The sequence below is a fragment of the Paenibacillus sp. 01T47 genome (assembly GCF_056398245.1).
On record NZ_JBFTPA010000033.1, the window covers coordinates 19,096 to 41,682 of the forward strand.

The 22,587-nt window shown below is 47.2% G+C and carries 19 protein-coding genes and 1 pseudogene; 17 read left to right on the forward strand and 3 right to left on the reverse strand.

Translation table 11 applies throughout. The features are described from left to right. Window positions 1–96 precede the first annotated feature (96 nt). The 13 genes and pseudogenes from spoVG to urtE all read left to right on the forward strand — a co-directional run bounded on the left by spoVG (window position 97) and on the right by urtE (window position 14,569). On the forward strand, window positions 97–378 hold the full coding sequence (gene spoVG, locus AC1DOV_RS32570) for a septation regulator SpoVG (protein WP_028609566.1): 282 nt from the start codon (window positions 97–99) through the stop codon (window positions 376–378). Window positions 379–697: 319 nt separating this feature from the next. Continuing rightward, a complete protein-coding gene (gene glmU, locus AC1DOV_RS32575) occupies window positions 698–2,095 on the forward strand; it encodes a bifunctional UDP-N-acetylglucosamine diphosphorylase/glucosamine-1-phosphate N-acetyltransferase GlmU (protein ID WP_477551985.1) in 1,398 nt (465 codons plus the stop codon). A 257-nt stretch (window positions 2,096–2,352) separates the two neighbouring features. Further along, window positions 2,353–3,003, forward strand: coding sequence for a 50S ribosomal protein L25/general stress protein Ctc (locus AC1DOV_RS32580; RefSeq protein ID WP_441885271.1), 651 nt, complete (start codon window positions 2,353–2,355; stop codon window positions 3,001–3,003). 184 nt (window positions 3,004–3,187) lie between these two features. Next, a complete protein-coding gene (gene pth / locus AC1DOV_RS32585) occupies window positions 3,188–3,748 on the forward strand; it encodes an aminoacyl-tRNA hydrolase (protein WP_076271325.1) in 561 nt (186 codons plus the stop codon). Between the two features lie 63 nt (window positions 3,749–3,811). Then, window positions 3,812–4,042 carry an anti-sigma-F factor Fin family protein gene (locus tag AC1DOV_RS32590; RefSeq protein ID WP_339205871.1) on the forward strand — a complete coding sequence of 77 codons (231 nt, stop codon included), beginning with the start codon at window positions 3,812–3,814 and terminating at the stop codon, window positions 4,040–4,042. 109 nt (window positions 4,043–4,151) lie between these two features. After that, a complete protein-coding gene (gene mfd / locus AC1DOV_RS32595; protein ID WP_076271279.1) occupies window positions 4,152–7,679 on the forward strand; it encodes a transcription-repair coupling factor in 3,528 nt (1,175 codons plus the stop codon). A 71-nt stretch (window positions 7,680–7,750) separates the two neighbouring features. After that, window positions 7,751–8,836, forward strand: coding sequence for a peptidylprolyl isomerase (locus AC1DOV_RS32600; protein ID WP_441885268.1), 1,086 nt, complete (start codon window positions 7,751–7,753; stop codon window positions 8,834–8,836). A 116-nt stretch (window positions 8,837–8,952) separates the two neighbouring features. Next, window positions 8,953–9,411 (forward strand): annotated as a pseudogene (locus tag AC1DOV_RS32605) (TroA family protein); the annotation flags it as partial. Between the two features lie 325 nt (window positions 9,412–9,736). After that, entirely contained in the window at window positions 9,737–11,011 is a 1,275-nt protein-coding gene (gene urtA, locus AC1DOV_RS32610) for an urea ABC transporter substrate-binding protein (protein ID WP_441885266.1), read from the forward strand. 129 nt (window positions 11,012–11,140) lie between these two features. Then, complete coding sequence (gene urtB / locus AC1DOV_RS32615; protein ID WP_339205875.1) at window positions 11,141–12,046, forward strand: urea ABC transporter permease subunit UrtB; 906 nt, start codon at window positions 11,141–11,143, stop codon at window positions 12,044–12,046. 22 nt (window positions 12,047–12,068) lie between these two features. Beyond that, window positions 12,069–13,151 (forward strand): urea ABC transporter permease subunit UrtC, encoded by a 1,083-nt coding sequence (gene urtC, locus AC1DOV_RS32620; protein WP_477511754.1) that lies wholly within the window; start codon window positions 12,069–12,071, stop codon window positions 13,149–13,151. After that, complete coding sequence (urtD, locus tag AC1DOV_RS32625; protein WP_477511755.1) at window positions 13,123–13,896, forward strand: urea ABC transporter ATP-binding protein UrtD; 774 nt, start codon at window positions 13,123–13,125, stop codon at window positions 13,894–13,896. Before urtC ends, urtD begins: the two co-directional genes overlap by 29 nt. Beyond that, window positions 13,874–14,569, forward strand: a complete 696-nt coding sequence (gene urtE, locus AC1DOV_RS32630; RefSeq protein ID WP_477551986.1) for an urea ABC transporter ATP-binding subunit UrtE — start codon at window positions 13,874–13,876, stop codon at window positions 14,567–14,569. Before urtD ends, urtE begins: the two co-directional genes overlap by 23 nt. 87 nt (window positions 14,570–14,656) lie before the next feature. Here the strand turns inward: urtE and AC1DOV_RS32635 are convergent, their stop codons facing one another. Together AC1DOV_RS32635 and AC1DOV_RS32640 are read right to left on the reverse strand one after the other, a co-directional pair. Further along, the gene (locus tag AC1DOV_RS32635; RefSeq protein ID WP_477551987.1) at window positions 14,657–15,529 is read right to left on the reverse strand and encodes a phosphotransferase; all 873 of its coding nucleotides are present in this window, start codon (window positions 15,527–15,529) and stop codon (window positions 14,657–14,659) included. A 26-nt stretch (window positions 15,530–15,555) separates the two neighbouring features. Then, on the reverse strand, window positions 15,556–16,047 hold the full coding sequence (locus AC1DOV_RS32640) for a hypothetical protein (RefSeq protein WP_477511758.1): 492 nt from the start codon (window positions 16,045–16,047) through the stop codon (window positions 15,556–15,558). 155 nt (window positions 16,048–16,202) lie between these two features. On the opposite strand from AC1DOV_RS32640, the gene AC1DOV_RS32645 reads away from it, so the two are divergent. From AC1DOV_RS32645 to AC1DOV_RS32660, 4 genes are all read left to right on the forward strand, one after another. Then, a complete protein-coding gene (locus AC1DOV_RS32645; RefSeq protein WP_477511759.1) occupies window positions 16,203–17,075 on the forward strand; it encodes an SPFH domain-containing protein in 873 nt (290 codons plus the stop codon). A 12-nt stretch (window positions 17,076–17,087) separates the two neighbouring features. Beyond that, on the forward strand, window positions 17,088–17,273 hold the full coding sequence (locus tag AC1DOV_RS32650) for a type II toxin-antitoxin system antitoxin (RefSeq protein WP_076271291.1): 186 nt from the start codon (window positions 17,088–17,090) through the stop codon (window positions 17,271–17,273). Window positions 17,274–17,616: 343 nt separating this feature from the next. After that, on the forward strand, window positions 17,617–18,159 hold the full coding sequence (gene spoVT, locus AC1DOV_RS32655; protein ID WP_054025813.1) for a stage V sporulation protein T: 543 nt from the start codon (window positions 17,617–17,619) through the stop codon (window positions 18,157–18,159). 127 nt (window positions 18,160–18,286) lie between these two features. Further along, a complete protein-coding gene (locus AC1DOV_RS32660; protein ID WP_477551988.1) occupies window positions 18,287–20,512 on the forward strand; it encodes a polysaccharide biosynthesis protein in 2,226 nt (741 codons plus the stop codon). Window positions 20,513–21,130: 618 nt separating this feature from the next. On the opposite strand, the gene AC1DOV_RS32665 is transcribed toward AC1DOV_RS32660, so the two are convergent. Further along, window positions 21,131–22,321: an IS256 family transposase gene (locus AC1DOV_RS32665; protein WP_477551989.1), complete on the reverse strand. Its 1,191-nt coding sequence runs from the start codon at window positions 22,319–22,321 to the stop codon at window positions 21,131–21,133. Between the last annotated feature and the right edge of the window lie 266 nt (window positions 22,322–22,587).

Consider the following 22,587-nt stretch of genomic DNA (forward strand, 5'->3'; position numbering starts at 1 on the left):
AAATTGAGTATGAATTTACCAAAAATGTAGAAGGAATTGGCACAAAAACGTGGAAGTATACACCAAGTCTCTGATAGACAAAGGTGGTGAACACAAGTGCAAATTACTGATGTCAGACTCCGCCGTGTAAATTCCGAAGGGCGTATGAAGGCAATCGCATCCATTACTATTGATAATGAATTCGTTGTTCACGATATTCGTGTCATCGATGGAAACAATGGTATGTTCGTTGCAATGCCAAGCAAACGTACTCCGGATGGAGAATTTCGGGATATCGCTCATCCGATCTCTTCAACCACCCGGGAGAAAATCCAGGCTGCTGTTCTCGCTGAATACGAGCGCGCAGCAGAAGAAGTTGCGATTGAAGAAGGAGCTTAAGGCACTGCATTTTATGTTTTTGGGGTTGATTGGAGAAGAGAGCCATGGCTCTCTTCTCTTTTTTTTGCGAGAGGTGATTGCTGAGCATGTGATTACGTGCGACTTATCTTTTTACTATGAAACGAATAGGTTGTAGTGTAGAATGACAGGCAGCGATTCCATACACTTGGAAATCGAGCAACATATTCGTATAATGGAATAGGATGTACGACTTGAATCATTGCAGCTTTCAGCGTTTGCTGATGAAGATAGCACTTTTTTTACACTTATAAAGCTATACTAAAATAATCATTTATTGCAGGTCTAGGGGGTCTTTCATTTGAAGGTTATGGCGATTGTGCTTGCTGCAGGACAGGGTAAGCGTATGAAATCGAAGTTATATAAGGTGCTGCATCCGGTGTGCGGCAAGCCGATGGTAGGCCATGTGCTTGATGTTGTGAAGGAAGCGGCTGCGGAGCGCGCGGTCGTTATTGTAGGCCACGGAGCTGAAAAGGTTAAATCGTATTTAGGCGATGGCGCTGAATACGTCTTACAGGAGCAGCAGCTCGGTACCGGTCATGCGGTGCTGCAAGCGGAAGCTCTTCTCGGCGGCGAGAAAGGTACGACGATTGTGATTTGCGGCGATACTCCGCTTGTGCAAGCATCGACAATTGAAGCCATGCTTGAGCTGCATCATTCGAGCGGAGCTGCTGCAACGGTGCTGACAGCCGCTTTTGACGATCCTACAGGCTATGGCCGCGTTATTCGTGGCGAAGATGGCACTGTACAGCGGATTGTTGAACAAAAGGACTGCTCAGCTGAAGAAGCGGCAGTTAAAGAAATTAATACAGGCACATATTGCTTCGACAATGAGAAGCTGTTCGCTGCGCTTGCTAAGGTAACGAGTAATAACGTACAAGGCGAGTATTATTTGACGGATGTTATCGGAATATTCCGTGAAGCGGGCGAATCCGTTCAAGGCTACTGCACGACAGATGTGTCAGAAGCCATAGGCGTGAATGACCGCGTGGCGCTTGCTGAGGCAGAGCGTTTTATGCGCGATCGAATTAACCGCAATCATCTGCTTGGCGGCGTCACTTTGATTGATGCGTCCTCAACTTATATCGAAGCGGGTGTTCAGATCGGATCTGACACCGTCATATATCCAGGTACAGTGCTTCGCGGGTCAACAATTATCGGAGAAGATTGTGTTATCGGTCCTCAAGCTGATATTGCGGACAGTACGATCGGCAACGGCGTCGCGATTAAATATTCAGTTGTTTCTGAATCGGTAATTGGCGATACAAGCGCTGTGGGGCCATACGCTAATTTGCGTCCAGGCTCGAAGCTTGGCGTTGGCTGCAAAGTAGGTGACTTTGTGGAGCTCAAAAACGCATCACTTGATGATGGCAGCAAAGTATCGCATCTAAGCTACGTTGGTGACGCTAAGGTTGGCAAAGACGTTAATATCGGCTGCGGCGCCATAACGGTCAATTATGACGGTTACAATAAATTTGTAACGGAAATCGGCGATAATGCCTTCATCGGCAGCAATGTCAATTTGATTGCACCATTGAAAATTGGTGATGGCGCATATGTTGTTGCCGGCTCTACGGTTACGCATGATGTACCTGCTGGTGATCTTGCGATCGCACGCGAGCGCCAAGTGAACAAATCAGGTTATGCGGATAAGATCCGTGGACGTGCAAAAGCAAAAAAAGAAAAGAAACAATCATAATACCAAATGGTTGATATAGGGGATGCAGTGACGAATTCAGAGGATGAATTCGTTGCTGCATCTTTTTTTATGCAAATGTCGTTTAAAGTTTAATTTTTGGCTGTAGTGGGTAAGTTATAGGGAAATCAAAACAGAAGCGAGTTTTTGCTTCACAAAACCTAAGCGTATGCTTACGAAGCGAGTTTTTGCTTCACAAAACCTAAGCGTATGCTTACGAAGCAAGTTTTGCTTCACAAAACTTTTGGGAGGTAATCAATATGGCGATAGCTATGAACGCGGATCAACGAACTGGCACGACGAAAGGTGAGTTGCGCCAATTGCGGCTCCAAGGGAAAATACCGGGCGTTATTTATGGTAAACAGTTGAATGATGCAGCACAAGTCATGGTGGATAGTAAGGAATTGCAGGCTTTGCTGCGTTCTCAGCCGAATGCGGTGCTTGAAATTAATATTCCATCCCATGGAAAAACCTCCGTTATGATCGCAGAGGTGCAACGTGATTCTTTGAGCAGGCAAGTGCTGCACGTTGATTTCCATCAAATTAATATGAACGAGAATGTGCGGGCGAACGTTCGTATTCATGCAGAAGGCGATTCTCAAGGTGTGCGTGAGGGCGGTATCTTGCAGTTGATTTTGCATGAGCTTGAGGTGCAATGCTTGCCGGGCAGTATTCCTGATTCTATTTCCGTCGACATATCGTCGCTGGAGATTGGCGGAAGCATACTCGTAAGCGATTTGAAGCTGCCGAGCGGCGTGGAATTACTAGCCGAGCCTGAGCAGGTAGTTGCAACGATTCTTGCGCCGCAAAAAGAGCTTACAGAAGAGGAAGCAGAGGCTGCTGCAGTGGAGCTTACAGAAGCAGAGTCACGCTCCAACGAAGCGAAGCTTGAGGGCGTTAAGAGCCTGTAGAATCTCTTTTGAAAAATTACGTATACCACGCAGTACCGAGCATATTCAGGCGCCGTCCTTCATCAGGGCGGCGTTGTTTGCTTTTTGGGAAAAATAGAATGAAAGTTCTGACGCAGAACGGCTTCCGATGTTTACGCTTGTAATAGATTATGTTACATTTGTCCGTAAAGGAGTGGAGTGAGCAATGAGGTGGATTGCAGGACTTGGCAATCCCGGTGCTGCTTATCAAGGAACCCGGCATAATGTCGGATTTATGGTTATTGATGAGCTTGCAAGGCGCTGGGGCATTAGTGTAACGCAAAATAAATGCAAGGCATTAATCGGAGAAGGCAACGTACAAGGCACGAAGGTTGTCCTTATTAAGCCGATGACATATATGAATTTGTCTGGAGAGTCAGTAAGATCATTTCTAGATTACTTTAAGGCTGAGGTCCAGGATGGATTAATCGTTTATGATGATTTGGATACGGAGATCGGCAAGCTTCGCCTTCGCTATCAAGGAAGTGCGGGCGGGCATAACGGAATCAAATCATTGATTCAGCATTTGGGCACGCAAACTTTTGACCGTGTTCGGATGGGCATTTCGCGCCCTCAGCCAGGCATGAACATTGCGGACTATGTGCTCTCCACTTTTCCGAAGAGCGAGCATGAGAAATTGTCTGCTATGGTTGCTGACGCTTGTGATGCTATTGAGTTTAGATTGAAGGCGCCTTTCGAGGAGACAATGGCAAAGTTTAACCGATAATCTGTTAGAAATTGATTATGAGGGCATACTGAAGGATATAACTACCCTTCAGGAGGCATACATATGGCAGTAAACTATATTTGTCGGCACTGCAGAACATCGATGGGGTCGCTTAGCGGGTCAAATATAACGGAGCATCAACTGGGCTTCCATTTCTTGACCCCCGAAGAACGCAGCGATATAATAGCGTATGACCCAAATGGGGATGTAACGGTAAAAGTGGTCTGTGATTATTGCCGCGAGGCGATTGATGCGAACCCAGAGCTTCATTTGGTAACTAGTCCTCTTCAATGACGGAAAGTGAATAGTATGAGCCTTAGCAGATGGCTGAGGCTTATTTTCAATGTACAGGGAGCGATCGTATCACTCTCCGATTGTGTAAAGAAACGGGGTGTCGCAAAAGTTGAAAGCTTTAATTAATGCTTTTGCCGCGGATACGGACGTTCAGTCCGTTATATCCGGTATTCGTAAAGGCATGCGTGAGCAGATGATATCTGGCCTCGCAGGCTCTTCCAGACAAGTGCTCATTGCAGCGCTGCGGGAGGATGTAGAGCGTCCTATGCTTGTTGTGACGCATAACATGTTCTCTGCGCAGAAGATTGCGGAGGACTTGCAGGAATGTCTTTCGTCAGAAAATGTATTATTATATCCCGCAAATGAGCTGGTAGCTGCAGAAGCGGCGATCTCGAGTCCTGAGACGCTTGCGCAGCGAATGGATGTGCTGATCAAGCTGTCCCAAGGCTATCGCGGGATTGTTGTCGTGCCCTTCTCCGGCGTTCGGCGTTATTTGCCTATAAGCAGTGTTATGGCTGAAGCGCAAGTAGAGGTTCAAGTTGGCCAATCACTGCCGATAGATGCTTTTCTGCGGCAAATGACCGCTCTTGGCTATACACGGGCTGACCGCGTAGAATTGCGTGGCGATATGAGCGTGCGCGGCGGGATTGTTGACTTCTATCCGCTTACGGCTTCACAAGCGTACCGGATCGAATGGTTTGGCGATGACGTTGATTCCATACGTACCTTCGATCCAGCAGATCAACGTTCTTTGGATCGATTGGAATCTTATGTGGTTCCGCCATGCCAAGAGCTACTCGCAGACGGACACCGTATGGAGACTGCGGCAAATCATGCGCAGCGGCTGCTGGAGAAGCAGCTCGATAAGATGACAGATCGTACAGCCAAGGATCGACTTCGCACGGAGCTGGGCGGAGAGATTGAAAGGCTGCGTGAGCATGTTTATTTTCCGGAAATTTATAAATATATTTCGTTGTTATACCCAGAGCGTCAAACGATTCTTGACTATATGCCAGCTGACACGCTGCTCATACTAGACGAGCCAACGCGTTTAATAGAGACAGCGAAGCAATTGGAGCGGGATGAAGCGGAATGGTCCATGCATTTGCTGCAAAACGGCAAGTCGCTTCCGGATCTTGCTCTTGCCCGCGATACAGAGGAGATTTTGCATCACCGTCCGTTTCCAACGCTGTTCTTGTCCTTATTCTTAAGGCAAATCCCGCATTCGCAGCCGCAAAATATATTGAACATGACAAGCCGCTCGATGCAAAATTTTCATGGGCAAATGAATGTGCTGAAGGCAGAAATGGAACGTTGGCGCAAGACGGGTGCCACAGTAATGATGCTTGCCGGCAATGCAGAGCGCATGGAACGCATGCGCCGAGTTCTTGACGACTATAGCATTGAGACGCCTACTCTGCTAGAAGGTAATTTGCAGTCCGGTTTTGAGCTGCCATCCTCTCACCTTGTCATTATTACTGAAGGCGAGATGTTCTCCCAGAAGCAGCGCAAAGCCCGGAAAATGGATAAAAAAGTTGATAATGCCGAGCGTATTAAGAGCTATACAGAGCTTAAGGTCGGCGACTATGTCGTTCACCATAATCATGGTATAGGCAAGTATGTAGGCATTGGCACGCTTGAAATAGCAGGTATTCATAAAGATTATTTGCATATTCTCTATGCTGGCGGCGATAAGCTGTCTGTTCCAATCGAGCAAGTAGATATGATTCAGAAGTACGTCGGCAATGAAGATAAAGAGCCTAAGGTCAATAAACTTGGCGGCAGTGAATGGACACGGGCGAAGAGCAAAGTAAAAGCATCCGTTCAGGATATTGCTGATGATTTGATCAAGCTGTATGCGGAGCGGCAGACGGCACCGGGGTACGCTTTTGGACAAGATACGTCGTATCAGAATGAGTTCGAAGCGATGTTCCCTTATGACGAGACGCGTGACCAGCTCAGAGCGATCGAAGAGATTAAGAAGGACATGGAGAAAACCCAGCCGATGGATAGGCTGTTATGCGGAGACGTCGGTTACGGAAAAACCGAGGTCGCCATTCGTGCTGCCTTCAAATCAGCAATGGACAGCAAACAGGTAGCGGTGCTAGTTCCGACGACTATTTTGGCGCAGCAGCATTATGAGACATTCCGCGAGCGTTTTGCAGGTTATCCGATTAACGTTCAGGTGCTCAGCCGTTTCCGTTCACGCAAGGAGCAGAATGAAACGATGAAGGGCCTGAAGGCGGGAACAGTAGATGTCGTTATTGGGACGCATCGACTGCTGTCGCAGGATATTATTTTCAAGTCGCTCGGCCTTCTGATCGTGGATGAGGAACAGCGTTTTGGCGTATCGCATAAGGAAAAGCTGAAGAAGCTGAAAACTAATGTCGACGTGCTTACGCTGACTGCGACACCGATTCCAAGAACGCTTCATATGTCGATGCTTGGCGTGCGGGACTTGTCTGTTATTGAAACGCCGCCGGAAAATCGTTTCCCTGTGCAAACCTATGTGGTGGAATACAGCCCGTCCCTCGTACGGGAGTCGATAGAGCGCGAGCTGGCACGTGGAGGCCAAGTCTATTACTTGTATAACCGTGTTCAAGGCATCTACCAGATGGCGGAGCAAATCAACGCGCTTGTACCAGGTGCTAGAGTTGCGGTCGGCCATGGGCAAATGTCAGAGCAGGAGCTGGAGAAGACCATCCTTGATTTCCTCGATGGCGAATCCGATGTTCTGGTAAGCACCAGCATTATTGAGACAGGCGTCGATATTCCGAACGTGAATACGCTTATTGTGCATGATGCTGACAAAATGGGACTCTCGCAGCTGTATCAGCTGCGCGGCCGCGTTGGTCGTTCGAATCGTATTGCATACGCGTATTTCACGTATCAACGGGATAAGGTGCTTACGGAGGTTGCGGAGAAGCGTCTGCAATCCATCAAAGAATTTACTGAGCTCGGCTCAGGCTTCAAAATCGCAATGCGCGATCTATCGATTCGTGGAGCGGGCAACCTGCTTGGGGCGGAGCAGCATGGCTTTATTGCCTCGGTAGGCTTCGACATGTATTCGCAAATGCTGGCTGATGAGATCGCGAAGCGTAAAGCGGAGATGAGCGGCGAAGAAATAAAAGAAGAGAAGCCAGTTAGCATGCTTATTGATATTAGCGTAGATGCTTATTTGCCTTCGGATTACATTTATGATAGCATCCAAAAAATTGAGATCTATAAAAAAGTGGCTGCTATCCGAACGTTCGAAGAGGCAGATGATGTGATTGATGAGCTTGTGGATCGTTTTGGCGATTTACCGCAAGCAGTAAGCAATTTGCTCGCAGTGGCTAGATTAAAAGTGTATGGCACGATGTATGGTATTGAACAGCTCAGCGGCAAAGGTGATGATCTGCTGCTTCGTTACGCTGCTAGCGAGAAGCGGAGGATTGACCGTAAGAAGGTGGATCAGCTTTGTCTGAAGCATGAGAACCGCTTTAAGCAGGGCAGCGAGCAGGAGCCAAACCCAAGTATTTTGCTGCGCGGCAAGGGATTGAATATGGAGCAGAAAATTCATATGATTGAACAATTTTTGCAAGCGTACAAGGATGTTCTCCTTTATAAAGACGAATTGCAAGATGCGACAACATAGACAAGATTCGCTTTATACGCCCCTTTTCTGATACAATACTATCAAGTTCTCAATATGAAAGGGGATTCAACATGTTACACAGTTCACGCAAATCGGCATGGCGCAAAGGCGCGCTGCTTATCGTGGCAGTCGTGCTGGTCTTGACGATGGCGGCATGCGGCGGCGCGAAGGAAACAGAAGTTGCAACCTATAAAGGCGGCAATGTGACAGACAAGGAATTCAACAAGTATTTGGATGTATTTACGGTTATGCAGCCAGCGTATGCGCAAGTTATTGAAATTCCGCAATTTAAGGAGCAGCTGCTCCAGCAGTATATTTCCTACAAAATTTTAAGCGGCCAGGCTTCTAAGGAAGACGTTAAAAAGGCTGAAACAGAAGTAAAAGAACAAATGAAGCAGTATAAAACGGCGCTTTCCCAAGATGCCGAATTGAAAGCTGCTGTAGATGCTAAGAAATTGAAAGACAAAGATATGGAAAACTATTTGCTTATGACTTCCAAGCTTGTAGCTCATATGAACGCTCAAGTAACTGAGGAAGAAATGAAAGCAGAATATGAAAAGAACGGTATTAACTATGCAACCGTTTCTGTTCGCCACATCTTGGTATCAACCAAAACAACGGATCCAACTACACAAGAAGAAAAAGAGATTCGCACGGATGCAGAAGCATTGGCTCGTGCTAAAGAAGTGAAAGACAAGCTGGCAGCAGGCGGAGACTGGGCTGCCCTTGCCAAAGAATACTCCGACGATCCAGGCTCGAAGGACGCAGGCGGTCTATATGCGGACAAGAAGAATGGTCAATGGGTAGAAGAATTTAAACAAGCTGCTTATAAACAAGAGATTGGCGTTATTGGCGAGCCTGTGAAAACAGATTTTGGCTACCATGTTATCCTTGTTGAGAAACGTGATACGCCAGCATTTGATAAATTAACTGATGCAGATAAAGAATCAGTAAAAGGTACAGTTGCTTCTGAGAAAATGAACAAATATATGACAGACGAGCTTCCTAAGCAAGAAATCGTCATTAAGCTTCCAAAAGCAAGTGATACTCCTGCTAGTGATGCTCCTGCTAGTGATGCTCCTGCTGGTGAAGAAACGCCGGCTACGGATGCTCCAGCTACAGATGCTCCTGCTACAGAAGCACCTGCAACGAAATAAGTGCAAAACAAACATGTCAGACCCTTTAACCATTCACCGGTTAAGGGGTCTTTTTCTGAAACTATGCTGAGTAAGGATGGATTGTATGCTGAACACAAATCAATATTTGCTGCGTGAAGCCAAAAGCGGGCCGCGAGAAGCTGAAAGGTGTTGTCGATGAAAATACGACAGTCGGCATTTTTGAGCTTACCGATAAAGGAGAAATATGGATGTTTGGCGAAAATTCGGGCAGATCGGGTCAAGCGGTATATAATGCACTGGGTCTAAAAATTCCTGAATCGATTAAAAAGCAAGTGGATGCTAACGACGGCTTTTTCCAGCTGTCTAAAGAAGCACTTCCTGAGTATTCGGCCGATTATATGTTTATGACCGTCTATGACCCGGAGAAGAAGGGTGAGGCGATTAAGCAGCAGACAGACTTAGCGGTTTGGAAAAGCTTAGACGCCGTGAAAAACAATCAATATTTTGAAAATGATTTTAATACATTCTATCGTTATGATCCTATTGCTATAAGCGGACAAGTCGATCTAATTGTAGACATGCTTATTGCAAGAGCAGAAGAAAATAAAAAATAATATATGAATTTAAACAAGTTAACCCAACTTAAGGCATTTGCCTTAGGTTGGGTTTTTTATGTGAATAAAAATGTCATACAATCAACCTTCCGTACATAAAAAAAGTAAATCGACAAACAAGTGTCATTATACATAACATAAATGCGAATAAATTGCCCCTAATTGACCATTTTTAAGTATGAATGTATCCCTTGAAAAATTAGTGTTAACTATATTGACATTAACTTAATTCCCAATCTATAATAAAAGCACGAACAATGGAAGTTAAATCCATGTAAATGTTCGGAAATATAGAGACAAATATGAAGCGATGGGGAGTGGGAAGATGAAAAAGAGAATGTTTTATTCATTTGGCCTTATGTTTGTAGCTTTAACGATCGTATTGACAGGTTGTGGCGCAAACAACAACAAACCAGCATCTACGAATGGGGAAAAAGATAAACCTACGAATGCTGCCAATGCCGGATCGGGAGCAGACGGGGAAATAAAAGTGGGAATATTGCACTCACAGAGCGGCACCATGGCAATTAGTGAGGTATCGGTTATCGATGCTGAAATGATGGCTATCGATGAAATTAATGCTGCAGGCGGCGTTTTAGGTAAAAAGATTGTACCTGTACTTGAAGACGGCGCTTCGGATTGGCCGACCTTCGCTGAGAAGGCTCGCAAGCTTATTTCCGAAGATAAAGTGGCTACCGTATTTGGTGGATGGACTTCCGCAAGCCGGAAAGCAATGAAGCCGGTATTCGAAGAGTTAAATGGCCTGCTGTGGTATCCGGTGCAATATGAAGGTCTTGAATCCTCTCCGAATATTTTTTATACAGGCGCTACGACAAACCAACAAATCGTTCCATCTGTTTCGTGGCTGCTTGAAAACCGCGGCAAGAAATTTTACTTACTCGGATCGGACTATGTATTCCCTCGTACCGCAAACCTCGTAATAAAAGAACAGTTGAAGGCTGAAGGCGGCGAACTAGTTGGAGAAGAATACACGCCGCTAGGCCATACAGATTACAGCACGCTAATTAGCAAGATTAAAGAAGCTAAACCAGATGTCGTATACAACACGCTTAACGGTGACAGCAACGTTGCGTTCTTCAAGCAATTGAAGGATGCAGGCATTACAGCTAAAGATTTGACTACTTTGTCAGTATCGGTTGCAGAAGAAGAGATCCGCGGTATTGGCGTCGATGTGCTGGAAGGCCATTTGGCGGCGTGGAACTATTATCAAACAACGGATACGCCAGCTAACAAAACGTTCGTCGAAAACTACAAAAAGAAATACGGTGATGAGCGTGTAACGGCGGACCCTATCGAAGCCGGCTATACAGCGGTCTACTTGTGGGCAAAGGCGGTCGAGAAAGCAGGCTCAACGGACGTAGATAAAGTAAAGGAAGCAGCCAAAGAGCTGGAGTGGGATGCTCCAGAAGGAAAAGTGAAAATCGACGGCGCTACTCAGCATATTTATAAAACGGTTCGTATTGGCGAAGTGCAAGCGGACGGCCAATTCAAGGAGCTGTGGAACTCTGGTGAAGCGGTTAAGCCGGACCCGTATCTCAAAGGCTACGACTGGGCAGCAAGCATTCAACCAACGCAATAATTCATAAGCAAACAATGGTCTAATACACAGCAATTAATGGGAGAGTATTCGATCGCTTCGAATGCTCCCTTCTGCTTTTTTTGTGACAGAGGAAGGCGACAGCCGTTTACGCTAGAGAGGAGCGGTCATATGGAAGTGTTTCTGCTGCAGCTATTTAATGGTTTAAGCATCAGCTCCATTTTATTGCTGGTTGCTTTGGGGCTAGCGATTACGTTTGGCTTGATGAAGGTCATCAATATGGCGCATGGTGAGTTAATTATGATCGGTGCGTACTCCACGTATTTGACGCAAAATGTGTTTCATGATTATTTGCCGAAATCGATGTTTGATTGGTATTTTGTATTGGCCATTCCGGTCAGCTTTATCGTTGCATTTATCATTGGTCTCATTCTCGAAATGTCGCTGATTCGCTTTCTATATGGACGGCCGCTTGATAGCTTGCTCGCCACTTGGGGTGTGGGTCTCGTGCTGCAGCAGTTAGCAAGATCTATTTTTGGGGCGCCAAACGTTGCAGTCACAAGCCCGGCATGGCTAAATGGCGGCTTGAAGATTATGGATGGAACATTGCTTCCTTACAAAAGGTTATTCATCATCGGACTCGTCATCGCTTGTTTAGTTGCTATGTATTTTTATATTTACCGCAGCCATGAAGGCAGAAGGATGCGGGCAGTGATGCAAAATCGCGATATGGCTGCATGCCTTGGCGTTTCGACAAGACGAGTGGATGCGATGACCTTCGCTATCGGATCGGGTATTGCCGGCATTGCCGGCTGTGCGTTAACGCTGCTTGGTCCTATCGGTCCGTCCCTTGGCACTTATTATATCGTTGATGCCTTTATGGTCGTCGTGCTTGGCGGAGTCGGCAAGCTGGTTGGGACGGTGCTCGGGGCAACAGGGATTGGAATGTTTAATACGTTGTTTGAGTATTGGACGAATGCTTCGCTTGGCAAGGTGCTAGTGTTTGTCTGTATAGTTGCTTTCCTCCAATGGAAGCCTATGGGACTCGTTGCCATGCGTTCGCGGTCGCTTGACTAGGGAAAAGAAAGGTGGAACGCTTATGCGCTTGCAAAAGTTTACTCCTGCGCGGATATGGATCTTAATTGGCTATGCGGCAGCAGCGGCAGCACTCTTCTCCGCTCCGCTATTTGTAAGTGATTTTCGGCTCAATTTGTTAGCGAAATTTCTAGCCTTTGCCATAGTAGCATTAGGGCTTGATCTGATATGGGGCTACACCGGCATTTTAAGTTTAGGGCATGGCATTTTCTTTGGCTTAGGCGCCTACGCTATGGCGATGTATTTGAAGCTGGAGGCAAGCGGAGGAAGGCCGCCGGATTTCATGGGCTGGAGCGGTCTTAAAGAGCTTCCTCTTTTCTGGCAGCCATTTCAGAGCTTCTGGTTTGCGGTAGCGATGGGGATTGCCATACCTGCGCTGCTCGCGCTTGTGCTTGGTTACGTCACGTTCCGCAACCGAATTCGCGGCGTTTACTTCACGATCTTGACGCAAGCGCTCGTTATTATTACGACGACACTGCTCATTGGTCAGCAAGCTTTTACAGGCGGTACGAATGGGATAACAGGCTACTCTACCGTGCTTGGCTTCTCTATAGGTTCTCCTGAGACGAAGCGCGTGCTTTACTATATTACCGTCATTGCTCTCATTGCTATCTTCGTCTTTTGCCGTTACGTCATCGGCAGCCGCTTCGGCAAGGTGCTTCGTGCGATTCGCGATGGCGAGAACCGGGTGCGGTTTATCGGCTACAATCCCGCAATTTATCAAATGGTCATATTTACGATTTCGGCAGGCATTGCAGGTATAGCGGGCATGCTGTTTGTACTCCACGTCGGTATTATTTCACCGTCGATGCTCGGAATTGTGCCTTCGATTGAAATGGTTCTTTGGGTAGCAATTGGCGGACGTGGAACGCTGGTTGGAGCCGCACTCGGCGCTATCCTCATGAACTGGGCTAAAAGTGAGTTCAGTACCGCTTATCCGCAGGGTTGGTTATTCTTTATGGGGCTGCTGTTTGTGGTCGTGGTCGTATTTATGCCTAAAGGTGTTGCTGGCTTAGTTGGCCAATTGAAATTACGCAAAAAAGGGAGGGAGCCGAAGCATGAAGGAGTCCGCAATCCTGCTGTGTGATGATGTGACTGTTGAGTTCGATGGCTTTAAAGCGGTCCAAGGCATGAACCTAAAGCTTGAGAAAGGGGAGCTTCGTTTCCTCATTGGGCCAAATGGAGCCGGCAAAACGACAATTCTGGATGTGATTTGTGGGAAAGTAAGGCCTTCAGCGGGACGTGTCACATTCGGGAAGGTAGATATAACGAAAAAGAAAGAGCATCAAATTGCTGAGCTTGGCATCGGTCGTAAATTTCAAGCTCCTTCGATATTCCCTTCGATGACGGTTGCTGAGAATTTGGAAATCGCGATGCGCCAAAAGCGTACTGTGTTCGCGACGTTGTTTGCGAAGATGGTTGAGGATGAGCGGGCTAAAATTGACGGGCAGCTCGTTATGATTGGATTGCAGAAAAAATCGAGCTGGCGGGCAGGCGGTCTGTCGCATGGAGAGAAGCAGTGGCTCGAAATTGGCATGATGCTGCTCCAGGAGCCGGAAATATTGCTGCTCGATGAGCCAGTGGCGGGGATGACCGATAAGGAGACGGATAAAACGGGCGAGCTTCTCCACCAGATAGCCCGTATGCGGTCGATTGTAGTTGTGGAGCATGATATGGAGTTTGTTCGTAATTTTGCGAGCAAGGTCACCGTTATGCATGAAGGGAAGCTGCTGAAAGAAGGCTCGATGGATGAAATTCAACGAGATGACCGCGTGGCGGAAGTGTACTTGGGGAAAAGGCGGGATGCCGATGTTAGCCGTTCAACAGCTTGAGGCTGGTTATGGTGAAAGCATTATTTTACGTGATGTGTCGCTGAAAGTGAAGCAAGGGCAGGTTGTATGTCTGCTCGGGCGGAATGGCGTAGGCAAAACAACGCTTATGAAAAGCATTATGGGGCTGCTGAAGGCGCGCGAGGGTTCTGTTTCTTATAATGGCTCGGATTTAACGAAGAAAGCGCCGGGACTGCGGGCTAAAAGCGGAATCGGCTATGTACCGCAAGGACGCGAAATATTTGCTCAGCTATCCGTTTATGAAAATTTGCTGCTTGGCCTTGAGGCTTCAAAGTCGAAAATATCTTCTATTCCAGAAGAGGCTATTGCGAAGTTTCCTGTGCTGCCGACAATGTATACGCGCCGCGGCGGCGATCTCAGCGGCGGACAGCAGCAGCAGCTCGCGTTCGCGAGGGCGTTAACTTCAAGGCCTCAAGTATTGCTGCTTGATGAGCCTTGTGAGGGGATTCAGCCCTCCATTGTCGATGATATTAGGGATGTTATTCGCTCAATTAAAGCGGATGGCAAGACGGCTATTTTGCTGGTGGAGCAAAGCCTGGATTTCGTTAAGAGTGTAGGAGACTACTTCTACGTGCTGGAAAAAGGGGCGATTGCGTGGGAGGGCGGCTTGGAGTCGTTGGATGATGAGGTCATACGCAAATATTTGACGGTATAAAGCGAATGATGAGCTAGAAGCGCCTTTATGAGAGGCGCTTTTTGCTTTGTGTTTTTAGAGCTGTTTTTGAGCTGTGATGATAGTGGTTTATTCATTGCTTATTAAGGACTTCCAGTAACGCCATGCTTGTAAGTAATCGTCTATATCGTGAGGGTGATGCTTGAGGCAAATGCCTAAGCGGTAATAGAGCTGAATGATCACTTCTTCAATTAGCCTTGGTTGATCCGCATCCGATTGATTAAGCATAACGAATGCAGGCATTAACGTCTCTATGCTCAAGTCATCAGGTGAGGAACAGAATGCATAAAGCAAGTCATAGAGCGGAGGTCCGATTATTGGTGATGGATCGATAACGCCAATTAACTCGTTATGACTAAAGATGAAGTTGTGAACACCGCAGTCGCCGTGAAGCAAAAATTTCCCCTGAGACTCACTCATCGTTGCTTTCTTTAAAAGTGATTTTACAAGGGTATGATCCTCTAATGGCAAGCGGTCGCCGATATAACTTCTAGCGTAATCGACTTTCTCCTCCATAAATTCTCGCCAAGTATTGCGGGGATTCTCCAGCCAATCTCCCCATTTCTGTGAGGGTGAGCAGCTTATGTAATGCTGAATAAGTCCGTTCACTAAAGCCTTCAACCATTGCTCCTTAGAGCCGCCAATATAATCGGTTGAACCCTTGAGAAATGTATAAACGATATATGTTTTATCTGGAGCGGTGTAAGTAAGCTTAGGCAATAGAGGGGCATCTGGATATGTTTTTTTATATTGTTCAACTAAAGAAAGTGCATCTGGCTGATCAAGCTTTAGCACATATTTGGGTGATTCATCAACTTTAATGAGATATACAAGACCTTCCGTCGTTCCGTCCATTTGTTTATGGAATTCGGACTGTTTTTCAATGGCACTTATATGCCGAAGATTTTCGATGATTTCCTGCACGCCGTTCTTTATTTTCATGTAAATCCCCCTGTATATGGAATGCTTTATGCTTCATCTGGTGAAGTGCTTTTATATTTCTCAGTCCAGCTTTTACGCCACTCTTGATAAGACATTCCTTGAATATCTTCTAAATTTTTGCCTTCTATAGACCAATACCCGCCGTCTGCAGTGTCTCCGTTTGGAAATGAAGTTCCTCCTATAGGCTGACCATCAGCCAAATAAACAAAAACATCTACTTTCTCTTTGCTCAGTGGATGGTTCGTTACGGTAAATTTCTGGATATGAATCGTTTTTCCAATATAATCGGAGGGGTTCACGCGCTGCAACCCCCAGTACATCATATAGGGCAATGCTGATAATTTCTGTTCGGTAAGCTCATAGCTCTCAACTTGCCCTTCTTTTGAGCTGATTCGATATCCTTTTTCTTCAAGATAGCTTTGAGAAATGGATTGCTCTGACGTTGTTTTGGTTTCTCCTGTACAACCGATCGACAAGGAAAGCAGAAATAGGATTAATAAATATTTCAATGTATTCATCCCTTCTTAATCTCTTTGCTTTTTGTGACGAAGCGGCAGCTCCCTTTGTTGCAAAAAGAGGTTGGATGTAAAAAGAAATAATTGCTTATATATGTAAAAAGTGATATCATATTTATATCAAAACAATATAGAAAAAGATGAAGGAGTGGGGTTTAATGAACGAGAAGAAAGCCTGGTATGTTAGCGGATACATGGCATTGCTGTTTTCGGTAGTTGCTGCTGCTGGCGGTATTTTTCTAACGATATCGGAAGCATCCAAGGACAGCGGGTCTGGGGTAATTATCGGTGTTGGCGCCTTTTTAATTTTGCTGTCCGTCATTTGTTTATCCTCTCTTACGATCGTGCAGCCGAATGAGGCGAAGGTGGTTACGTTTTTTGGAACGTATATGGGTTCAGTTCTTGAAAGCGGCTTATGGATGGTTCTTCCACTTACAAACAAGGTTAATATTTCACTTAAAGTACGCAATTTCAACAGCCAAACACTAAAGGTGAATGATGCGGAAGGAAATCCGGTGGAGATTGGTGCGGTTGTTGTATTTAAAGTAATGGATACGGCAAGAGCGAGCTTCGACGTTGATAATTATGAGCGTTTTGTAGAAATTCAAAGCGAGACGGCGATACGTCACATTGCCGCGCAATATCCTTACGATGTTTTCTCTACAGACGCGGCTTCCTCACTTAGAGGCAATGCGGATGAGGTAGCGGCGGAGCTAGGCAACGAGCTGCAAAACCGTCTTGCAGTTGCCGGCGTAAAGGTGCTTGAGACTCGCTTGACTCATTTGGCGTATGCTCAGGAAATCGCTAGTGCAATGCTTCAAAGGCAGCAGGCGATTGCGATTGTAGCGGCACGTTCCAAAATTGTTGAAGGTGCAGTTGGTATGGTAGATATGGCACTGCGGCAGTTGGAGGAAAACGGGATTAGCTTGGATGCCGAACGGAGAGCGGCGATGGTGAACAATTTAATGGTGGCGATTGTATCTGATCGCGCTGCAACTCCAGTCATTAATACAGGAACTCTTTACGGCTAGAGGCTGATTATTATGGCTAAAGAAAAGAAAGCATTTCCGCTTCGTTTGGATCCCGATATCCATCGTGCTCTTGAGCAATGGGCCGCAGACGAATTCCGCAGCGTCAACGGGCACATTGAGTTTTTGCTCAGAGAAGCGCTTGGCAAGGCAGGCAGGCTCAAAAAAACGAATCAGATGGACAATAATGAAGGTAAATAATATTTAGGCAAAGGGCGGTTATCGATTCAAATCGATAATTGCCTTTTTTAATCCATAAACAATTAAAAAGCATTTGCTTCTCATGCAAGCAAAAGGGAGAAATGGGGAATGCTGAAAACGAGCTCGGGGAAGCGTAAAACGAAGGCTGGACGATACGTCGACGGCCTTTTTCACAAAGAGATGGAACGTTTGGCTTGAACTGTAGTCCGTGCATAAGAAATTGGGAGCGGATGAATACTATGGTCAGATTCAAAATCTTTTGAAGGAAGTTTCTTCTTCGTTATAAACAAGCTGCAAGAATCCAGTCGATTCAAAATCCTCTAGGAAAGCGGGGCAACAAGAAATGAAAGCAACTGGAATTGTACGTCGCATCGATGATCTCGGGCGTGTCGTCATTCCGAAGGAGATCCGCCGTACACTGCGTATTCGCGAGGGAGACCCTCTAGAAATATTTGTAGATCGTGATGGCGAAGTTATTTTGAAAAAATATTCTCCTATCGGTGAGCTTGGCGACTTCGCTAAGGAATATGCGGAATCGTTATTTGAAGGAACAAATCATGTTACATTGATCACGGACCGGGATACCATAATTGCTGTAGCTGGAGCCTCCAAGAAAGAACTGCTTGATAAGCAGGTAGGCACTGTTCTGGAGAGTTGTATGGAAAATCGCAAGACGCTTGCTGAAGCAAATGGCGGTGCCTTTGAAATTGTGAAGGATACGCAGGAAACTTACAGCTCCTTCGTTATTGCGCCGATCATTGCGGGTGGCGACCCCATTGGAACAGTCGTGCTGCTTAGCAAGGATGAATCGGTAAAAATGTCTACTATGGAAACAAAAATGGCTGAAACAGCAGCGGGCTTTTTGGCAAAACAGATGGAGCAATAGTAAGAAATGTGGCTATAACAGCTTCTTTGATCGAGAAACACTCGATTGGGGAAGCTTTTTCCACGTTTACGATTGTGAGGTATAATAGATACCAATAGAAATCGTGCGACAGGCAGGAGTGAACGGGATGAACCGCAAGCCGGGGAAAAATAGGCAATCGGCGGAAATGCTGGGGCAGGCGGGTAAGCGAAAAACAAGCGTGGGAGTGGTCGAAGCACGCCAAGCTGAGGCTGAACTTACGGAGAGCCAAGAGCGACCTTGTGCCGGCGAACAGTCGCTAGCTAAAGCAGCGGAACCTGCAGTTGAAGGACGGGTTCAAGTAGAACGAAGCTCGAAGCAGCATCTCATGAATGGTGTTGCGCTCATGGCGGGTGCGGCGCTGCTGTCAAAGTTGATTGGTGTTTTTCAAAAAATACCGCTGCAAAATCTAGCTGGGGACCGCGTGTTTGGCATTTACAACGCCGTGTATCCGTTTTATCAGCTGGCAGCTGTTCTAGCCACTGCGGGATTGCCAACGGCCGTATCGCTTCTCATTGCAGAGAGGCTGCGCAAGGGAGATGATGCAGAAGGCGTCAGGCGAACGTTATACGCTGCGCTTTTGCTGCTTGGTGTGACGGGTATTATTTCGTTTGGCTTGATGTGGGGTGGAGCGAATCAAGTAGCAGGTTGGATTGGCGATGCGGAGACGGCTGGTGCAGTGCGCTCGGTCTCGTTTGCGCTGCTGCTTGCTCCATTCGTTGCTGCGTTAAGAGGATATGTGCAGGGAATCGGACAAATGGGATTGTCTGCCGCCTCACAAGTTGTTGAGCAAATGATTCGTGTAGGCGTAATGCTGCTAGTGCTTGCATTAAGCTGGTCCGCTGGATGGGCAGATGCATCTGTAGCGTCTGGTGTGATGAGCGGTTCGGCATTCGGAGCTTGCGCATCGCTTTTGCTGCTGGCTATATATTTATGGCGCAGACGCAGCGGGGAGCGGCTTAATCGAATGGCAGGGGCAATACGAGCAGAGATGAGAAAGCTTGCCGTTATTGCACTGCCTGTCGCGCTTGGCGCGGTGGTTGTTCCTGTTCTTGGCGTTGTGGATGCCTTTATGGTTCCTCGCTTATTGCAGGAAGGAGGGGCTTCGGAAGCTGCGGCAATGACATCGTTTGGCGTGTACAGCCGAGCGCAGCCGCTTGTGCAGCTTGTTGTTATGGTAGCTGGAGCGGCGGCAGCGGCGCTCGTACCAAGCATTGCGTTAGCACGTATGCGGGGTGCATACGGACAGCTTCGAGTACAGCTTTCGCTTGCTGAGCGGGCGGCTTGGGCAATCGGCGCTGCAGCAGCCATCGGCTTGGCACTGCTCGCGGAACCGCTCAATATGATGCTGTATTCGGATACTCAAGGTACATTCGCCTTCGCCTTGGTTGGCTGCACTGCTCTTGCGGGCAGTGTGAATGCGGTGACGGCACCTGTGCTTCAAGGATTAGGCGCTGTACGTATTCCAGCTATCCTGCTGCTGGTTGCAGCGCTGCTTAAAGGCGTCATTAACGCTGTGCTTGTACCCACGTATGGCATTGAAGGCGCAGCCATCGCAGGTGTCGTGGCACTAAGCGTGGCGGCTTTGCTTGGGATCATTGCAGTGCGGTATGCAGCTTCGGGTTCTGGAGCGGCGTTAGCTGGCGGACGAGCGGGTGTGGAAGGGCGTGTGAAGCCGCGCGATCGAGTGGTTGGTGAGAGGGTAGTGCGAGAGCGGGTGTCTGAGGAAGAGCGGGGACGAGTGCAAGAGCAGGAGCGAGTGCAAGGGCGAGAGCAAGAGCAAGGGCAGGAGCGAGTTCATGGGCGAGTGCTCGAGGATGAGGGAGAGAACGGGCAGGAGCAAATGCTGAAGGAAGAGCAGGGCCGAGTGCAAGTGCAAGAGCAAGGGCAGGAGCAAGTGCATTGGCAAGTGCAAGAACGAGTGCTCGAGGAAGAGGGAGAGCACGGGCAGGAGCAATTGCTGAAGGAAGAGCAGGGCCGAGTGCGAGAGCAGGGGCAGGGGCGAGAGCAAGAACGAGTGCTCGAGGAAGAGGGACGTCAGCCGTCGCATGGGCGTGCGGCGGCGGGCACGGTCTTTGCGCTCGCGGTCATGGCCGCGGCGCTTGTTATCGCCGAGCGAGCGCTGAGCGCAGCGCTTGGCGGGCTGCCGCCTAGGGCGGCAGCAACTGCGCTTGCGCTGACGTGCGTTGCCGTCGGCGCTTGCGCCTTTGGCGTCGCAGCTTTGCGTGGCGGCGCTATCAGCGCGCGCGAATTGCGCGCGTTGCCGGGCGGCGCGGTGCTGGCCGCCCGTTTGCAGCGCTGGCGGCTTATTCCGCCAGCGAAAGATGAGCGCTAGCGCCGCAAGTTGGCGGCGGTGAGCGCTTGTAAAGCAAGTGTTTTTCATGGAGTAATATGTAAAACGCCAGTTGTCTGAGCTGCACAGGTTATCTCGTGTAGATTATTAGGGTTTTCTCTAAAGTTGAGAAAACCTAAGCATCTTTTCAGCACAATCATTGCTGTGCGGCATCGCTTGCCTCGATTGAACATGTAATCTCTCAACGTGATGAATCCACAGATCTGTTTCTGAACATTCCGCACTTCTGCTGCCCAATGGCAGAAAGCGCTACAAGATAAGACTAATATCTAGGTTTATTTGTGGAACATTGATCATTCCGATGCAAATAGAACTAAATTCTAGTCCTATTTCCGACCATTCCGCATTTCTGCTGCCCATTGGCAGAAAGCGCTACAAAATAAGACTAATATTTAGGCTTATTTGTGGAATATTGATCATTCTGAAGCAAATAGAACTAAATTCTAGTCCTATTTCCGACCATTCCGCACTTCTGCTGCCCATTGGCAGAAAGCGCTGCGAAATAAGACTAATATCTAAGCTTATTTGTGGGATAATGATTATTCTGAGGTCAAGTCCATATTTATGTGTAAAATCCCATCTACGTTGTCTGAGATTAAACTAACAGTTTTTTCTCCATTCATGGTAAGCAGTCATCTCCATGAATTTGCGGCTTGACTCCCAATGTGCTTCAATCTCCATGAGCACGGCGCCGATCATGCGTACGACGGCTTCACGGTTTGGAAAAATACGAATGACGCGTTCACGACGACGAATCTCACCGTTCACACGTTCAATGCCATTTGAAGTGCGTAGACGAACGCGGTACTCTTCTGGATAGACAAGGATTGCGGTTGCATCGTCAAAGCCATTTTCGAGTGTATCCATAGCCTTTGGTGCTTTGTCCTGAAAAGCCTCTAACGTTTCTTTTAGACATTTCCTAGCGATGTCTACATCCGGTGCTTCAAAGATAGAGCGAACCATACCTTTGATGCTCGTCTGAAGTGATTTCGGTGAAGCATCGAGTATGTTTCGCATAAAATGTGTCTGACATCGTTGCCACGTTACACCTTGAAAATGTTGACGAATCGATTTTACTAAATCACCATGTGTGTCGCTGGTGATACAGTCGACACCATGCAGTCCGCGCTCTTTTAGCTGGTTAAAGAAAGCACTCCAGCTTGCTTCGGACTCTGTATCGCCTACTGCAAGCCCAAGAATCTCCCGATTGCCATCTGTGTTAACGCCATACCCAATGAAGACGCCTCTAGAACGTATCCGGCCGTCTTCACGCACTTTCACATACATGGCATCTACCGTAACAAAGGGATACGCAACTTCGTGCAAAGAGCGATTATTCCACTCATGAACAATGGGATCGAGTTGCTTGCACAGTTCACTGACCGTCGACTTGGAAAACTCCCTTCCACAGAGTTCTTCCGTCACACGTGCTACTTTACGGGTGGATACACCCTGAACAACAAGTTCCATCAGTGTGAGTACAAGCGCCTGTTCACTACGTTGGTAGCGTTTGAAAAGCTCTGTCGAAAACTTGCCATCTCGAAACCTTGGAACCTGTAGGGTTATACTGCCTACACGTGTCGTTAAGCTTCTCGAATAGCTGCCATTTCGTTGTCCTTGTCTGTCAGGCGTACGCTCATAATCCTCAGCTGCTAATTGTTCTGTGGCTTGTGCCTTCAATACTTGATTCAAAACGGTCTCGAGCAAAGCGGCTACGCCTGCGTCCCGAGATTCTCCGATAAACAACTGGTTTAATAATTGGTGATCTAGTGTAACCTGATATTGAGCCATGAATAAATACTCTCCTCTGGAATGGTCTAGGCAACTTCTTCTAGATGAGTATTTACTTCATGGCTTACTTTTTATGAAGTTCTTCATTTTACACAATTATATGGACTCAACTTATTCGGTCAAGTCCATATTTATGTGTAAAATCCCATCTACGTTGTCTGAGATTAGACTAACAGTTTTTTCTCCATTCATGGTAAGCAGTCATCTCCATGAATTTACGACTTGACTCCCAATGTGCTTCAATCTCCATGAGCACGGCGCCGATC

Excerpts from the sequence above, each read along its gene's own strand:
- AC1DOV_RS32580 (WP_441885271.1), top strand. The coding sequence starts at position 2,353 with ATGGCGATAGCTATGAACGCGGATCAACGAACTGGCACGACGAAAGGT.
- pth (WP_076271325.1), top strand. The coding sequence starts at position 3,188 with ATGAGGTGGATTGCAGGACTTGGCAATCCCGGTGCTGCTTATCAAGGA.
- AC1DOV_RS32590 (WP_339205871.1), top strand. The coding sequence starts at position 3,812 with ATGGCAGTAAACTATATTTGTCGGCACTGCAGAACATCGATGGGGTCG.
- AC1DOV_RS32600 (WP_441885268.1), top strand. The coding sequence starts at position 7,751 with ATGTTACACAGTTCACGCAAATCGGCATGGCGCAAAGGCGCGCTGCTT.
- urtA (WP_441885266.1), top strand. The coding sequence starts at position 9,737 with ATGAAAAAGAGAATGTTTTATTCATTTGGCCTTATGTTTGTAGCTTTA.
- urtB (WP_339205875.1), top strand. The coding sequence starts at position 11,141 with ATGGAAGTGTTTCTGCTGCAGCTATTTAATGGTTTAAGCATCAGCTCC.
- urtC (WP_477511754.1), top strand. The coding sequence starts at position 12,069 with ATGCGCTTGCAAAAGTTTACTCCTGCGCGGATATGGATCTTAATTGGC.
- urtD (WP_477511755.1), top strand. The coding sequence starts at position 13,123 with ATGAAGGAGTCCGCAATCCTGCTGTGTGATGATGTGACTGTTGAGTTC.
- urtE (WP_477551986.1), top strand. The coding sequence starts at position 13,874 with ATGTTAGCCGTTCAACAGCTTGAGGCTGGTTATGGTGAAAGCATTATT.
- AC1DOV_RS32635 (WP_477551987.1), bottom strand. The coding sequence starts at position 15,529 with ATGAAAATAAAGAACGGCGTGCAGGAAATCATCGAAAATCTTCGGCAT.
- AC1DOV_RS32640 (WP_477511758.1), bottom strand. The coding sequence starts at position 16,047 with ATGAATACATTGAAATATTTATTAATCCTATTTCTGCTTTCCTTGTCG.
- AC1DOV_RS32645 (WP_477511759.1), top strand. The coding sequence starts at position 16,203 with ATGAACGAGAAGAAAGCCTGGTATGTTAGCGGATACATGGCATTGCTG.
- AC1DOV_RS32650 (WP_076271291.1), top strand. The coding sequence starts at position 17,088 with ATGGCTAAAGAAAAGAAAGCATTTCCGCTTCGTTTGGATCCCGATATC.
- spoVT (WP_054025813.1), top strand. The coding sequence starts at position 17,617 with ATGAAAGCAACTGGAATTGTACGTCGCATCGATGATCTCGGGCGTGTC.
- AC1DOV_RS32660 (WP_477551988.1), top strand. The coding sequence starts at position 18,287 with ATGAACCGCAAGCCGGGGAAAAATAGGCAATCGGCGGAAATGCTGGGG.
- AC1DOV_RS32665 (WP_477551989.1), bottom strand. The coding sequence starts at position 22,321 with ATGGCTCAATATCAGGTTACACTAGATCACCAATTATTAAACCAGTTG.